This is a genomic window from Dyadobacter jejuensis (genome assembly GCF_003149085.1).
GTDB lineage: Bacteria > Bacteroidota > Bacteroidia > Cytophagales > Spirosomataceae > Dyadobacter > Dyadobacter jejuensis.
This window is the reverse complement of sequence record NZ_QGDT01000003.1, coordinates 106869-122143: the sequence shown is the minus strand read 5'-3', so window position 1 is coordinate 122143 and position 15275 is coordinate 106869. Positions and strand designations below refer to the sequence as shown.

11 protein-coding genes are annotated in these 15275 nt (G+C 45.6%); 1 reads left to right on the top strand and 10 read right to left on the bottom strand.

What is annotated here, in order from left to right; all coding sequences use genetic code 11:
- Window positions 1–355: 355 nt before the first annotated feature.
- The 4 genes from CLV98_RS07315 to CLV98_RS07300 all read right to left on the bottom strand — a co-directional run bounded on the left by CLV98_RS07315 (window position 356) and on the right by CLV98_RS07300 (window position 3521).
- Window positions 356–676, bottom strand: a complete 321-nt coding sequence (locus CLV98_RS07315; RefSeq protein ID WP_109673672.1) for a hypothetical protein — start codon at window positions 674–676, stop codon at window positions 356–358.
- Between the two features lie 6 nt (window positions 677–682).
- A complete protein-coding gene (locus CLV98_RS07310) occupies window positions 683–2119 on the bottom strand; it encodes a dihydrolipoyl dehydrogenase family protein (protein ID WP_109673671.1) in 1437 nt (478 codons plus the stop codon).
- Window positions 2120–2129: 10 nt separating this feature from the next.
- Window positions 2130–2828 carry a TIGR04283 family arsenosugar biosynthesis glycosyltransferase gene (locus CLV98_RS07305; protein ID WP_109673670.1) on the bottom strand — a complete coding sequence of 233 codons (699 nt, stop codon included), beginning with the start codon at window positions 2826–2828 and terminating at the stop codon, window positions 2130–2132.
- Between the two features lie 78 nt (window positions 2829–2906).
- Window positions 2907–3521 (bottom strand): redoxin domain-containing protein, encoded by a 615-nt coding sequence (locus tag CLV98_RS07300; RefSeq protein WP_109673669.1) that lies wholly within the window; start codon window positions 3519–3521, stop codon window positions 2907–2909.
- 128 nt (window positions 3522–3649) lie between these two features.
- Here CLV98_RS07300 and CLV98_RS07295 point away from each other — a divergent pair, with 128 nt between their 5' ends.
- Window positions 3650–4636, top strand: a complete 987-nt coding sequence (locus tag CLV98_RS07295; RefSeq protein WP_109673668.1) for a phosphotransferase — start codon at window positions 3650–3652, stop codon at window positions 4634–4636.
- 18 nt (window positions 4637–4654) lie between these two features.
- Here CLV98_RS07295 and CLV98_RS07290 read toward each other — a convergent pair whose 3' ends face one another.
- The 6 genes from CLV98_RS07290 to CLV98_RS07255 form a co-directional block, all read right to left on the bottom strand.
- A complete protein-coding gene (locus CLV98_RS07290) occupies window positions 4655–5248 on the bottom strand; it encodes a TIGR04282 family arsenosugar biosynthesis glycosyltransferase (RefSeq protein ID WP_109673667.1) in 594 nt (197 codons plus the stop codon).
- Between the two features lie 814 nt (window positions 5249–6062).
- The gene (locus CLV98_RS07275; RefSeq protein WP_109673664.1) at window positions 6063–7583 is read right to left on the bottom strand and encodes a RagB/SusD family nutrient uptake outer membrane protein; all 1521 of its coding nucleotides are present in this window, start codon (window positions 7581–7583) and stop codon (window positions 6063–6065) included.
- Between the two features lie 29 nt (window positions 7584–7612).
- The gene (locus tag CLV98_RS07270; protein ID WP_229203255.1) at window positions 7613–10990 is read right to left on the bottom strand and encodes a TonB-dependent receptor; all 3378 of its coding nucleotides are present in this window, start codon (window positions 10988–10990) and stop codon (window positions 7613–7615) included.
- Window positions 10991–11123: 133 nt separating this feature from the next.
- Entirely contained in the window at window positions 11124–12227 is a 1104-nt protein-coding gene (locus CLV98_RS07265) for a FecR family protein (RefSeq protein ID WP_109673663.1), read from the bottom strand.
- A gap of 124 nt (window positions 12228–12351) precedes the next feature.
- The gene (locus CLV98_RS07260; protein WP_109673662.1) at window positions 12352–12975 is read right to left on the bottom strand and encodes an RNA polymerase sigma factor; all 624 of its coding nucleotides are present in this window, start codon (window positions 12973–12975) and stop codon (window positions 12352–12354) included.
- Window positions 12976–13093: 118 nt separating this feature from the next.
- Window positions 13094–15268, bottom strand: coding sequence for a c-type cytochrome domain-containing protein (locus CLV98_RS07255; RefSeq protein WP_109673661.1), 2175 nt, complete (start codon window positions 15266–15268; stop codon window positions 13094–13096).
- Between the last annotated feature and the right edge of the window lie 7 nt (window positions 15269–15275).

Here is a 15275-nt window from a genome sequence, read left to right as displayed (position 1 = left end):
AAAGGCTCCTTCCCTACACCTGACGACCCGTTAAAAGAAAGTGGAAGTCCATTATTTTCTACCCTTATTATTATTCTTAAAATAGGCAATGATCTTCCCCTCCATCAAAGTATGCTCACAAAAAAACGCATTCCTATAAAAGAAATGCGTAGGATCCAGGCTTTCATACGACTCAGGCTATGAACCAATAGGAAAACGGCTGTGACCCAGCCCCCATGCATCCCACCGGCTTCAATTTATGGATAATCACCAGGATTTTGCGCTCTGGCATTCACCACCTGATCGGCCCCGCATTTTAGGACGAGGTCCAGCTTGTCCTGATTCATATCGATTTAAAAGACGCGAGGCCACAGCGTCAGGGCTTCATCCTTCTGATCCTCAACCAGTTGCTATACACTCCATAAATTACCATTGCGGCAATAAAGAGGTACACCCACAGGGGAATATTCCTTCCCACGACGATTAAATAGAGATAGGCTGAAATAAAGAAAAAGCCTGAGAGTAATAGAGGCAGAACAATAGACTTTTTTTGTTTGATACGTCGTATTAGCCAAGCCATGGAAGCGAAAAAGAAAGGTATGGCTCCCACATAGATGGCGCCAAAGAAGAGAGGGTCCACCTGATACTGTTCTCCCAAACCCAAAAACCATGTTTTAAACGACTCGAAATAGGTCATGATATATTAGTTTAAAAACCGATACCATTTACGTAAAAAAGTATTAATTGTAGGAGTCAGTATCTTTTCCTTCTGCTTTACAATGATCATCTGATTGACCCTCGAAGCCACGGGATAGGGGTATATTTTGTTAAAAATAGCATCAATATCCAGACCCATGGTATTTGCCAATATCAACTCTTGGATCAATTCGCCAGCATTTGGAGCGATCATACTCCCGCCCAAAATCTTTTGCTTACGCAATAGCCCACCCTTAGAAATATACAATACCAGCTTCCCATAGCGATAGCTATCGACAACGGCGCGATCATCGTCTTCAAAGCCCATTACCAACCTTTCGTAATCCAAGCCTTTCCGATCCATATCGATTTTTTGCAGACCAAAGGTGGCTATCTCCGGATCGGTAAAAGTAACCCAGGACATATGATCATTGCTTAACTTTTTCTTGAGCGGTGAAAACAAATTATTTAGCAACAAACGGGTATGCTGCTCAGCGGCATGGGAGAATTGCAAGTAACCCGCTATGTCCCCTGCCGTAAAGATATCCTTATTGGTTGTTTGAAGGTATTGATTGACTTTAATTTTACCTTTTTCGGTTTCGATACCCACCTTTTCCAGATCTAAAGAACCCAATTCATAAGTGCGGCCTATCGATGCAAATACGGAGTCAAAATCTAGTTTACTTCTTATTCGATCTCCATGAACCAGTAGGGCTTCGTTGGGCGCTGTGAATTGGTGAACCTGCGTATTTAAAAGTATTTGCATGCCCTCTTCCTCCAATTTCTGATGCAGTATCGCTGCTATTTCAGGCTCTTCCTTGGGGAGTATTTGCGCCCCTCGGTGTACTAAAGTAACCTGAACACCGAGCCGTAGCAAGGCTTGCCCTATCTCTACCCCTATGGGCCCTCCTCCTACTACCAGCAACTTTCGTCCCTGAAAATCGTGAAGACCAAACAGGCTCTCATTATCATAAACCCGTACCAGATCGACGCCCGGGACATCCAATGCGCGTGGACTAGAGCCTGTGGCCAACACGATCTTACGACCGGTGTATACCGTACCATTGACGATAATGGAATGGCTGGAGTGGAACCGAGCCCTTCCCAATACCACCTCGAGCCCTTCTTGGCGTAGGAAGTCGGCATTTTCATGCTTTCTAATCACCTCTTGTCGATCGACCACGTATTGCATTACCTTGGCAATATCAGGCTGGCCAGATACACTCATTCCAAAATCTTCAGACTTCCGAGCATCGCTGACGAGCCGGGAAACGTGTATCAGGGCTTTGCTTGGTACACAACCATAATTAAGACAATCCCCACCTATATGGGCGTCCGATTCATCTACGATGAGCGTCTTTAAGCCGATTTTAGCCATAAAAAGAGATACGCCCAATCCGCCAGACCCCGCCCCAATCACAATCATATCGAATGAATTCTCCATAAATTACACTTTAAGTCCGAATGAGTTTTTTATAAATCCTTACCAGTTTTTGTTGTGGAAATCCAAGGTAATAGCCCAAATAAATAGAGTAAAAAATCGCCTGCATCCGGTATGGACCATTTAGTCGGTATTTGCGAGCGGACGTGACGATATAGTCGGGAAGTACCCGAAAGGGCGCTTTAGCGGTAAGCCTAAAAACAATTTCCTGGTCCTCCATAATAATCAACGACTCATCGTATCCCCCTACCCGCTCAAAAAATGCTCGATCCACATAAAGACTTTGATCCCCAAAGCGTAATGAATCGATATTAAAACGCGTAAACCAGGCATTGCACCTCAAAAACCAGTGCGACCAATCAAATTTTAAACGAAAGCACCCAGCCATAAAACCCTTATCATGTGCCTGGGCAATTTGGCCTACAAACTGATGGGGAGGGATGGAATCGGCATGCAAAAAATACAGGACCTTCCCTCTGGCTACCCGGGCTCCAGCATTCATTTGCCTAGCTCGGCCTTTGGCAGAAGTCACCACTTGGGCTCCATATTGCACGGCCTTTTCCGGGGTACCATCCGAGCTGCCACCATCTACGACCACCGTCTCTACCCAAAGCTCAGAAAGGTTAAGCTCCTGCAAACGACCCAGTAGAATGGGTAGGCTCTCCGCTTCGTTTATAACCGGAATGATGATGCTCAGATAGGGTACTTCCATGGAATATAATAGAAAAGGGATGTCCGATACCGGCCGCCGATATGGACTATCCCTTATTTACTTAAAAAACCTTACCGACTATTTTAAAGCCTTAAGAGTAGCTAAGAGAAGCTCTCCTTTTATTCTACTCTTATAATTAGGATTGATATACTCATATTCAATTTCGCCCGCCTGATTGACGATAAATACCGCCGGAACGGGTAAAGCTCCAGGATTCTTATTGTCACTCGCATCTTTCAATCTTTGAACTGACGCTTCTGGAACGGCATAAGCCAAACCCATAGCTGCTGATAGTTTCATATCGGCATCCGACAATAATTGATAAGTCAACTGATTCTTGTCCATAGTGGCCCTCAAATGGGCAGGATCGTCGGGACTGATCGCAATGATTTGATAGCCTAACTTAACGATCTCCTCTTCCACCTTCATCAGGTCGGCCATTTGACGGTTACAATAGGGACACCATCCACCCCGGTAAAAAATAAGTAACGTAGGTTTTGCGGCCAATTGCTCTTTTAATTTCACCGCTTTTCCCTGCAAATCGGGAAGGGTAAAATCGGGAATCGACTCTCCTATCAAAAGTGGAGAAATATCCGTTGCTTGTTGTGGAAAGGTGGTCGTCTCCTGCGCATTTGCACTCCTAACGACAGCAAATAACATCATTGAAAGGACAAAAATGGATTTAATTTTCATAGCTAATTGTTAGATATTTTGTTTTATTACTACCAATCAACCCCGGTTGGCTGCTAAACGTTCCTCGAAAATGGAAGCTATAAAGGGCTGGAGCGTAACATAGTACAACTTCACTATAAACTATAAGTATGAGCGTTTGGAGCAACAGTGACATCGAGAAATGGGAAAACCTTCTTAAAAAAGAGGGTATAATGGCGGAGCAGGATAAGATTACGGAGGTCTCGGTACCCGGTGCTGGCAATATGAATTTTGTGGTTAGGCTACAAACGAACCATGGTTCTGTCATTCTAAAACAATCCAAAGCCTATGTAGAAAAATACCCACAAATAGATGCTCCCGCATCCCGGGTGCTGACGGAGGCCGCATTTTACAAGACCATCCAAAGCCATGCACCGACCGCTCAATGGATGCCCCGAATAATATTGGTCGATCAGCCAAATAATCAACTCATTTTGGAGGACTTGGGAACCTCAAAGGATTACAGTTTCCTATATCAAGAGCATAGGGACTTGTCCTTGGAGGAAATCAACTCCCTATGCGATTATTTAAGCGCCTTACACCATAATTTTCAGTCGGCTACGCCCATCGCTCCCTTCCAAAACCTAGAGATGCGTCGATTGAACCACCAACATTTGTTTGTGTACCCTTTCATGGAAGATAATGGCCTGGATTTGGACAGTATTCAACCAGGCCTACAAGGGGTAGCCCTACCCTATCAGAAAGACCTGAACCTAAAGAAACGCATCACCGACCTTGGCGAGAATTACTTATCCGATGGCTCTTACCTGCTTCATGGTGATTTTTACCCTGGCAGTTGGCTCAAAACGAGTCAAGGTCTGCGTATCATCGATCCTGAATTTTGTTTCTACGGACCAGTAGAATTCGATCTTGGAGTTTTTATTGCTCACCTATATATGACCCAACAGTCGCAATCGGTAATCGATAAGGTTATAGAAAATTATCGCCTTCCTGTTGAAAAGGCCCTACTCAACCAGTATACCGGAGTCGAAATCATGAGGAGATTAATTGGATTGGCCCAACTTCCTCTAATACTTTCCGTTGAACAAAAAACGAAGCTTCTTTCCTTCGCTCGTGAGTTGGTGATGGATCGCTAGAGGGACGGCTAAGCTGGTTCACCTCCAGGAAGGGGGCAAATCGGACTCCTCGTCGACGTCTGAAAGTGTAGGCAGCACAGCATATGCCAGGCCCAATTGCTGGAGATCGTGGAGCGTATCCTTCCAAACGCTATCGGTGCTCCAGCGCTTGTTGGCAAATAAATTGGGTATGTTCTGCTTCATTCCTATCAAGTAATAGCCACCATCGGTAGCCGGCCCTATCACGACATCATGGTCGTATAAATAAGCGAATGCCGATTCTATTATTTGATCAGTAATTTCGTAACAGTCGGTCCCAATCAGGCAGACAGATTGGTAGCCCATTCCAAATGCCTCGTCAAAGGCTTGGGACATTTTATCGCCCAAGCCTCCGCCCCCCTGAACCGTCTTTTGATAATCGGCCTTGCTCCATATATCGTCTGTGCTGATCTGCTCCGAATAACAGATCAGCTTATCATACGGACCATCTTTTGTGATCGTCCGAGTATGTTCGACGAGCTTTTTGTAATACTCCAGGGCTCGCTCCGCTCCTACTGTGGCGGCCAGCCTGGTTTTCACGCTTCCTAAAACAGGATTTCGATAAAAAATGATGAGTAACTGATTATTTTTCAATGGTATAATGGCTCTTAAGCTTCTGTTCTATTATGATCGCGATAAATAAAGGCGATAAATCCACTCCAATCCATGGTAAATTCCCCGGCCCGCTTTTTGATAAAAAGGGCAAATTTCGTTCCGTGGATGTTTCCAAATAGAGAGGGCGACCCATTCGTATTGCCTCCTTCAGCAAGCTACCCAGCAAGGCGCTACCACGACCTCCCCCTTCATGCTCGAGACTTACTCCCATAAACCATCAATAAAACCTAAGACCTGAGGAATACTTTTGCGAAATCATTTTCTCCCTCTTTTAAGCCTAAGGTATGTTGCGAAGGCCAATGTTGGAGGTAATCAGTCGGAGCTCCAATCCCAATACTTTAGATAGACTTTTTTTAACTTCTGGAAAGGAGACCAACGCACAGGCCGTCTTCTCTTCAATCTTATATACTGCCCCATATTGGAAACATATTTCGAAGGGATAGTCCATTAAGTTCCTAATTCGTTTCCGTCGGCTAGCCCCCTGAGGAATGAGATAGTTAACACTATGGTTATTTATAAAGCATCCGGTAAGCATCCCTATTACCAGCTCTTGATCCTAATAGGCAGCACGGTGCCTATTGATTCTTCTATCGTTCTAATTGAAATAAAATCATTCTAAAAGCGAATAGCCTAGCTCGATTATACCCTTGGGTGAAGATGGATGAAATAAAACAAAAATCAAAACGGAGTGAGATTTTCTCCGCTGCCCCCTCAAAACTGAACAGGCTCATAAATAAATATCGCCAGCCAAATAGCAGGATTTGGCTGGCAATACGCTATTACTTACAACTGCTTAATACCCTGGGTTCTGAGGAGCCAAATTAGGATTAACTTGCAGCTCCACACTTGGAAGAGGCATCAGATAATCCCGGTTGGCATCAAAATTCTCGTGAATTTCGGTTGAATTAACCCCTTTGAAGGCGACGTCTCCCAGCTTTCTTCTTTTTATATCGAACCAACGTTTGTATTCAAAGGCCAGTTCGAGCCTACGTTCATCCATTACCAAGTTTATAAAGTCGGCCTTACTCAAACCCGTGGGCACGTTTTCGGGAAAGGTAGTAGTAGTTCCCGCCCAGTTCCTAGCTCGGGCTCTTATCTGATTCACATACCCAACTGCCTCCGCTGTAGCGCCGGAGGTTTCGGCCAGGGCCTCGGCAGCTATCAACAGCACTTCGGCATAACGAAAGGCCGAGTAATTTTGGTCGGAATAGCGTCCTTCCGTATTGGAGTTACCTGCATACTCTGCATACTTAGCAATATGCGGCCTAGGCGTATTGGGAAAATCGGTATAGGGTTTCATTACCCCACCTATCATGATAGAGTCCACGAAACTTACCTTTTTACGGTAGTCTCTGCTATCCCAGTCGTTGTACACCTTCATGGATGGCACTAGCACACTCCAACCACTACGGGGCGCATCGGCTCCCCGTACCCCAGTCATAGGTGGCATAATATCGTCATTGGCACCACTCGAGCCATTTTGAAGGCCCAAAAAGTCGATATGGAAAATATGCTCCTTGAGGTCGTTGGCCTGTGGAGCCTTAAACAAGGTCTGAAAATCGTCTACCAGGCCATATCCGAATCGGTCCTTATTGTCGATGACCCATTTGGCCTCGGTATAAGCTTGGGCATAGTCTTGGCGAGTGAGATGAACGGATGCCAAGTAGGCTCCCGCCGTTCCTTTGGTGGCTCGGGCCCTTACCGACGCCGGCTGGTGGTCGGGGAGCCATTGTTTGGCATATTCCAGATCGGCAATTATCCCTGAATACACCGTTGCCTCCGGGGTCTTAGAGATCTCTTTAACAGCACTTGGATTGGTTACGAAATAATCGACATAGGGAATATCGCCGAATAATTGTACCAAATGGAAGTAACTAAAAGCACGTATAAAACGTGCCTCCGCAATTAACGGGTTCACCTCTGCTTCGGAAAGCCCCAGCGACTCGGCACCGGCTATCGAGGCATTGGCCGCGCTAATAACCCGGTACCAATAGGGCCAAAACTTAATGAGCATACCATTATTATCGTCCATATTAAAGTCGTTGACTTGTTGACGCTCGGCAGGCGTCCCTCTGTCACCAATGTCGACCATATCGCTGCGCAACATCAGGGCCGACACATACTGCCTTCCGTAAAGACTTTCGGTGGCGATGAGCCCATAAGCCCCAAATATGGACGTCTCCACGTCGGTGGTGCTCTTAAAAATTGATTCTGGAGCCAACAGTCCTACTGGTTTTTCTTCCAGGTCTTCACATCCTGTAAAAACCAGGGCTGCAGAGGCGATAAGGTATTTGAATATATTAGTGTATTTCATGAGTATCTTCGTTTTGAGTGGCTGATGTATTAGAAACCAATATTAAGACCTACCGTATAGGACTTCGCATTAGGATAACTTCCATAATCCAAGCCAAGATTCGTATTGCTGTTGGTATCACCGGTTGATGAGTAATTAACTTCAGGATCGTAGCCTTCATACTTGGTCATCGTCAGGATGTTTTGGGCACTGAAATAGACCCTTACCTTCCTTATTTTAGACCCTTCAAGTAATGCAGCAGGCAGATTATACCCTAAGGATACATTCTTTAGGCGGACGAAACTACCATCGGACACCCAGCGAGTAGATACCCTTCTGGTACGTCCTAGCTGCGCCTTGGGAACATCTGTATCGGTATTGGTGGGCGTCCAGCGGTCAAGCGCCGCAGTCGTAGCGTTATTGATGCCCGATAGCAAATTAAGCTCCATCAGCGTATAACTAAGCATGTCGTTGCCCTGCGATCCTTGCAAAAAGATATTCAAATCAAAACCCTTATAACTAAAGTCATTATTTAATCCCCAAGTAAATTTCGGATGTGGATTACCAATTATAGTCCGGTCATCGCTATTGAGCTGCCCGTCGGGAACGCCAGTCAGCTGTCCATTACTATCCTTGGTACCATCGATATCCCTGAATTTCTCTCCTCCAGCCTCTGTCTCAAAGCCACCGCCAGGAATAAAGTCGTCTCCTTCCTGATAGACCCCATCATAAATCCAGCCAAAGAAACTCCCTACAGGATAACCTTCACGCAGGATTTGGGTTTGATTCAGCCCCACTAAATGCCCAGGGCCCGAACCGTACATAATATCGGTGCCACCGGGAAGCTCTAAGACCTTGTTACGGTTGATAGACAGGTTAAAATCGGTGTTCCACTTAAAGTTGCCCACCAGATTTCGGGTACCCAATGTAAATTCAAAACCTTTGTTTTCAACAGCACCAATATTTTGCAGCTGGGTCGAAAAACCCGAGTACTGCGGAAGCTGTACGTTAAAAAGGAGATCTCTGGTAACCATCCGGTAATAGTCGGCCGTTACATTCAAGCGGTTATTGAACAAGGAGACATCGGTCCCCACATCAAGCTGAGTGGTGGTTTCCCAGGTCAAGTCATTATTGGCGACGGTGGTAGGCCATATCGCATTCACAGCTGTCCCATTAATAACGGTAAAGATATTTGAAAAACGCGCCATCGTCTGGTAGGGTGCAATGGCCTGATTGCCCGTTAACCCATAACTTACCCGCCATTTCCATTGGCTAACGGCCGTTACATTCTGCATAAACGCTTCATTCGACATTTTCCAAGCGAAGGCTCCAGAGGGGAAAGTGGCCCATTTGTTATTCTTGCTAAAGTTGGATGATCCATCGCGACGGATATTGGCGGTAAACAAATAGCGATCGGCGATAGAATACGTGGCACGAGCATAGTATGAGGCAATTTGCCATTCGGTCAAGCCCGAGGTTGGACTCTTCCATACCGATGAACCCCCAAGATTCCAATAAGAAACGGCATCGGTAATAAACGATTGTCCCGTTCCACCCCAGGACTCATTAGAAGAGTTTTGGATGGAGTACCCGCCAAGAACGTTAAAATCATGCACCCCTATTGTTTTGCTATAAGTCAGGTAATTCTCATTTAACAGCAGGGTGTTTTTAGCTCCCGTCACGGTAGCGGATCCACCCACCGTCCGTCCGGTGTTTAGGGTTGTAGGATCGAAGGTACCCGTCCGGCTGCTATAAGTCGTTGCACCAAAGGTAGTCTTAAACTTCAGGTCATTTACGATATCATATTCAGCGAAAAAATTGGCTTGAAGCCTATCCGACAAAGTGCTGTTCTGTAATTGAGTCGCAATGGCATAGGGATTGTCTATCGGGTCATTTAACCGAGCCACCGTGAAAGCACCCGCTGCGTTCCTAATCGGCTGGTCGGGCTCAAACTTAAAAGCGGAGGCAATTACGCCGGGTGTCAGCCCACCCGAACTCTCCTGGGTTTTCGATTGGTTGCGGTCTACACGCTGAGCGAAGATATTAAGACCCAATTTCAATTTCGACGAAGCCTGAATATCGATATTACTCGTTAATGAATACCGCTTGTAGTCCGAATTGATAATGATCCCCTTTTGGTCATATAAAGATCCTGACACATAATACTTCACCGCCTCGTTACCTCCTGCAATAGAAAGCTGATGATTCTGAATCCCCCCTTTTCGAAGTACTTCGTCCTGCCAATCGGTATCGGCCCCCATAGACTGTACCGTTGGTTTTATTTCTTGAATGTAGTCCAAAAACTGTTCTGAATTGAGCAGATCGAGGCGATTAATTTCTTTTTGAGAAGAAAAGGAGGTATTAAATTCTATCCGTGGTTTTCCCGATTTTCCTCTTTTGGTGGTTACCATCACTACTCCGTTGGCACCCCTAGATCCGTAAATGGCCGTTGCCGAAGCATCTTTTAATATTTCAATAGACTCTATATCCTCGGGAGGAGGCATGGTCCCACCTACAAACCCGTCGACTACATAAATGGGGTCGCTGTTAGCGTTGATAGAAGTCCCTCCACGAATCCGAACTTTATACCCAGCCCCGGGCTCCCCGTTGGTGGCTTGGATCTGCACGCCGGCAGCACGGCCTTGCAGGGCCTGAACGGTCCCCAATGCTGGATAAGCAGTCAGTTCACCCGATTTTACAGACGATACCGATCCCGTTACATCACTTTTCTTGACGGTACCATAGCCTACCACCACCACTTCTTCTAGCGACTTTAGATCTACTGTCAGACTTATATCCAAGCGGTCACCAGAGCCAGCAGGGGCTTCTAGGGACTCGTAGCCTACAAAACTGAATACCAAAATGGAACTAGCACCAGGAACTTCTAATTGGTAATTGCCATCGGCATCGGTAGTCGTACCCGTCTGAGTGCCTTTTATCAAAACATTTACTCCCGGTAAGCCTTCGCCGCTAGCCACATCGCTCACCCTTCCTTTGATGACCCTGTCGACGGCCATGGCTTTTATCGATGCAGAAACCTTTGGTTCGCTGGAACTGGACTCGACCACTTTAGGCCGTATCACGATGTTCTTGCCCGATACCTCGTAGCTAAGCCCCAATGGAACTAGCAGATCGTTGAGCACGTCGGCCAAGGCCCTGTCCGTCTGATCCATAGAGACCTTCCTACCACTCTGTATCAATTTAGAACTAAATACGAATCGTACGTTGGCTTGTTTTTCTAGTCGGTTAAGCAGCGATTTCACATCCTGATTCTCGGCATGTAATGTTATTTTTTTGCGTAGTAATTCCTGAGCACGTACGTCTACCGCTGTAGCTGTACTTATAAAGCACAGGGAAATAAAGAGTTGAATAAGGCTAATGCGCATAAAAAGTAACAGTTGTCGGTTGAACTGTAAGGGTATTTTCATAGTTTTGATTGGTTTTTGTTAATACTACTTGACACAAACTCCCCCACCCATACCCATGGGAACGTTGGTCGCAAAACCTTAGGGGCACTCAGGTCAGTGATGTTGGCGCATCACTGACCTATTATTTTTAGGATTATTTACATCCCTTTCCTTCTATTATTATTTTTCCATCGATGCTCTCATAGCGAACTCCAATGGCCCTACACACCAGGTCTACTTTCTCAAAAAGAGACATACCCGATAAATTGGCCGATAAGGGGCAGTCATAGCTGACCGTCCTATCCGTGATAATCTCTACGCCATAAGCTGAAGAAATAATTGCAAAAACATCTTTTACCGGTATTTCATCGAAATCGAACACTGGAGTCTCCTCGGGTAGGTGGACCATTTCGGGAATAGGAATCAACGATTTTACCATCTTAACAGATTTTCTTTCTACGATAATTTGCTGATTAGGATCCAAGATGGTCCCCGAAAGCCGATTCGCATCTTCCGCATTGCCGTCTTCCGGGTCATTATGTGCAAATACCGCCACCCGTCCTGTTTTGACTCGTACCGACACCTCTTGCTCTTCAGAAAATGACCGTACTACAAAACTCGTCCCAAGGACCTTGGTAACCACCTCATTGGCATATACATAAAATGGTCGTGACGCATCCTTACTGATCTCGAAAAATGCTTCTCCAGAAAGAAATACCTCCCGCTTCCCGCCATCAAATTGCCGAGGATAACTTATTTTACTCTTAGGTTGCAGCTCCACTCGGCTGCCATCGGCCAGCCTAATGCTTATTGCTGTATCGCTAGCATTCTGGCGCTCGAGCAGGGGCTTTGCCGCTTGAGATACCAAAGCCTGATAGTCGATCCCTACTGGGCGTTGATGTAGATTATAGGCCCACAGAATACCAAATCCCAAAACTAGGCAAGCTGCAACGGCCATCGCGATACGGGGGTATATTTTGTGTGGATTAGCAGCTGGCTGATTACCAGACTCCTGACCCACCGAGCTGATAATATTCTTGATGGCCTGCCTCTTTTCAAAAGGTGATAAAGAGCCCTCATCAGGAGTAATATGAAGGACCATGGTGCGTGCTTGACGTACTACCTCCCTCTTTTCGGGATGATCCAGTAGCCACCCTTCCCATAGCTGGTGGTCTTCTCGGGTTGGGCTAAGTACCCAGTTCCGAAAGGAAACGTCCCAAACGAGCTCTTCGACAGTATATTGATTGTAGTGATCCATTAATAAATAGTCCTATTTATATATCATTAGACCGAACCCACCATTAGATACTGTATATATTCAAATTTTTTTTGAAAAAGTTTAATTTAAATCAAGAACACATGGAAGCGCCAATACTAACGGTCTATAAGCGACCGTCGAAGGCCGACAGTAGGTAACCGAAGGTACTGACGACAAACACCCATTTTGTTTTAAGCCATTTAAAAGCCGTTTGGAGGAGATTAGAAACCGATTGAGGGTGTATCTCCATGATTTCAGCTATAGCGTAGCGGTCGAGTCCCTTAAAAAATCGCAAATATATGGCCTCTTGCTGGCGGGAAGGAAGTTGGTGGAGTAGTGCGGTCATTTGAGCGGCTAATAATCGATCCTTCTCCCGCTCTATATGTTGGTATTCTGCACTGAATTCTACCATAAAATCGGACTGGGTATCGGAAGGATCTGTAAAAAGAAGGGGCCAACTCTTCTTTTGCATCCGGTGTAGACGGCGGCGCAGACAAGCCAATAAGTATGCTTTAGGAGGTATACTGGAGTCGATTTTCTGTCGTTTTTCCCATATTTCTAAGAACACATCCTGAATGGCATCCTTGACGAGCTCCCGGTCTGCAACAAACTTCTGCCCATACTGAAACAATAAGTCATAACATGAGGTGATCAAGGCTTCAAAAGCGAGGGCGTCTCCTTGCAATAAGGAGTCCCAAAGCCTAGTTTCCTCGTCACGAAGGTCCTGAAATACCTTTTGAGTTTTCATTGTTTCTGTATTAGTTATAATGTCACAGCTCAAAAATACCTCATATTTTAACCAATAAATACCAATTGCCTACTTGCAATTTAGGACGCTAATTTCATTATCCACCCCTGAAGGCATCTTAATTGAGGAACATCTCATCGACCAATAGGAGTGCTTTATTGCCTTTTCTCCGACTCCAGGACGGAATAGAATAAACAGGCTTGGCTATAATTTTTAAGTAAGCGACCTTGGTCGTATTAAAACGGCCCTCCACCAATCGGATACTGGGGGTCTCTCCTTTGCTTGTTTTGGGTGCTTGGAATCGAGATAGTATCTTCCAGGCTCCCGGTTGTGTAGCACCCCACACCTCTATTTGATCAGGAGGGAAAATCCCCGTATCTTCTTCCACCATATAGTGGACCCCCACCGACGAAAGAGCCACAGGCTTCTTGAATTCGGCATAAAGCTCCAGGTCGGTATCCCTTACTCCAGCCCAATAATTGGCCCAGGCAGGGTTATTAGCCCCAATTTGACCCAATTTACCATCAAAAAAGGTATGTGCCCCAGCGGCCTTATGAACCCTATTGAGCACATAGGACAGTCGAACGCTGTCGGGAATGTAGGTATTCTTAAGGAAATCGAAGCTGGAGGTTTCGCTACCATACCAACCCTTTTTAAATGCTCTAGCCTTTATAAAAGTATTTTTATCGATTACCAGCGTTTTATAAACATCAGACGTAACACTATCGGGCACCGATCCGTCGGTGCTGTATCGAATTTCGGTACCCTTAATGGGATGAAAAAGCTGAACCTCCAAATTATCATTAAACACCATCGAAGCATTGTTTACCTGAATAGGGTTTAACTGTAGGGGGCTTGCGCCATCGTCCTGGAACCCTTTGATAAAAGTGATAGCCACAAACTTTTTCTCCAGATTTTCTAACGCCCCTACATCAAGTCCGGTATCCCAAACGGTGAGCTGCTTCAGCGCCTTTAGTCCAGCCAATTGTTTTTCTAGTGGGCCAATCTCCAGTTGCGTTCCAGAAAGTGAGAGCGTATGCAAATGCCCCAGTGCCTGCAAATGGCTTAACCCAGAGGCAGTAATATCAGTAAAATTCAGATCCAATCTCCGTAAATTTTTCAGTTTGGCCACCGCAGCCAGATCAGCATCTTGGATCGGCAGCTTATTCAGGTTCAGGGCCACCACCTGTTGGGCTATTGGCGCCAACTCTTCTATCTGTTTGACGGTGTATTGACTCTTATTATAGATATTGACCGTCAAGGCTGGAGAGTCACTCGCCAAATGAGCCACTGTTCTATAATCACTATTGAGGTCCTTCACCAAGTCTGGATCGGCCTCATCGAAGTCAAAACGATCCACTTCCACGGCCTTGGGCTTAAGGAAGGCCATGGCCAATATCCTTAATGAATCGGAAAGGGGGAGGTCTACTACCTTCGCTTTAGAGCTACCATAGGTACTCACCCAATGGTAAAGCATCCTGCTCTCGGCTTTTGTAAGCTGCACTTTTCCTGAAGGAGGCATATGTTTCTTTTCTTCCATGGGCATATGAATTCTTTCTAAAAGCAGGCTCATCTGCGGATTTCCTGGAATAAACAGCTTACCAGATTTACCCCCCTTCAATATGGAAGAAAGATCCGTCAACATCAACTCCCCTTTTACCTTGTCTTCGTTATGGCAGCTCACACATTTTTGTTGTAAGATAGGCTGAATAATATGCTCAAAGACCAGAGCCGAATCCAAGGGTACCGTGGATATTTCTTTACCAGTCGTTAAGGGATCCAAAAGGAAATTTTCACCATGGGTCAAAGAGGCCCCAAAATGACCCGTCATCATCAGCAAAGCGACTCCAAGAACAGATACCCCTTTCTGGAGTTTATTCCGAAACAAAGGCCAGTAGTTCAAGAAGTAAAGGACTGTTCCAAAATAATAAATAGCAACTCCAGTCCATTTATGCCAAAAGAGCAACTCCCCTTGATAGCCCTGCTCTTGGGCTAAAAAAATGCCCATTAGGACGGTAATCCCAGAAAGCCCTACTGCGAGGCATAGGATGCTCCGCTGGAACCTATGGTAGTAACTTTGAAATTCAGTAGTATCCTTTGGTTTAAAAATAGCCATCAGAAAGGCCATCAATAATAAAACTATCGGAAAATGTAATAAGAGAGGATGCAACCGTCCCGCAGCCTGAGCCCAAGGAGGTAATACCAACTCTTTTTCGAAAAGGATAATAAAGCTAGTAAAAATCAATTGGGCCAGCAGGATCTGTTCCGCCAGCAACCTGTATTTTTTATTCATAAAAGAC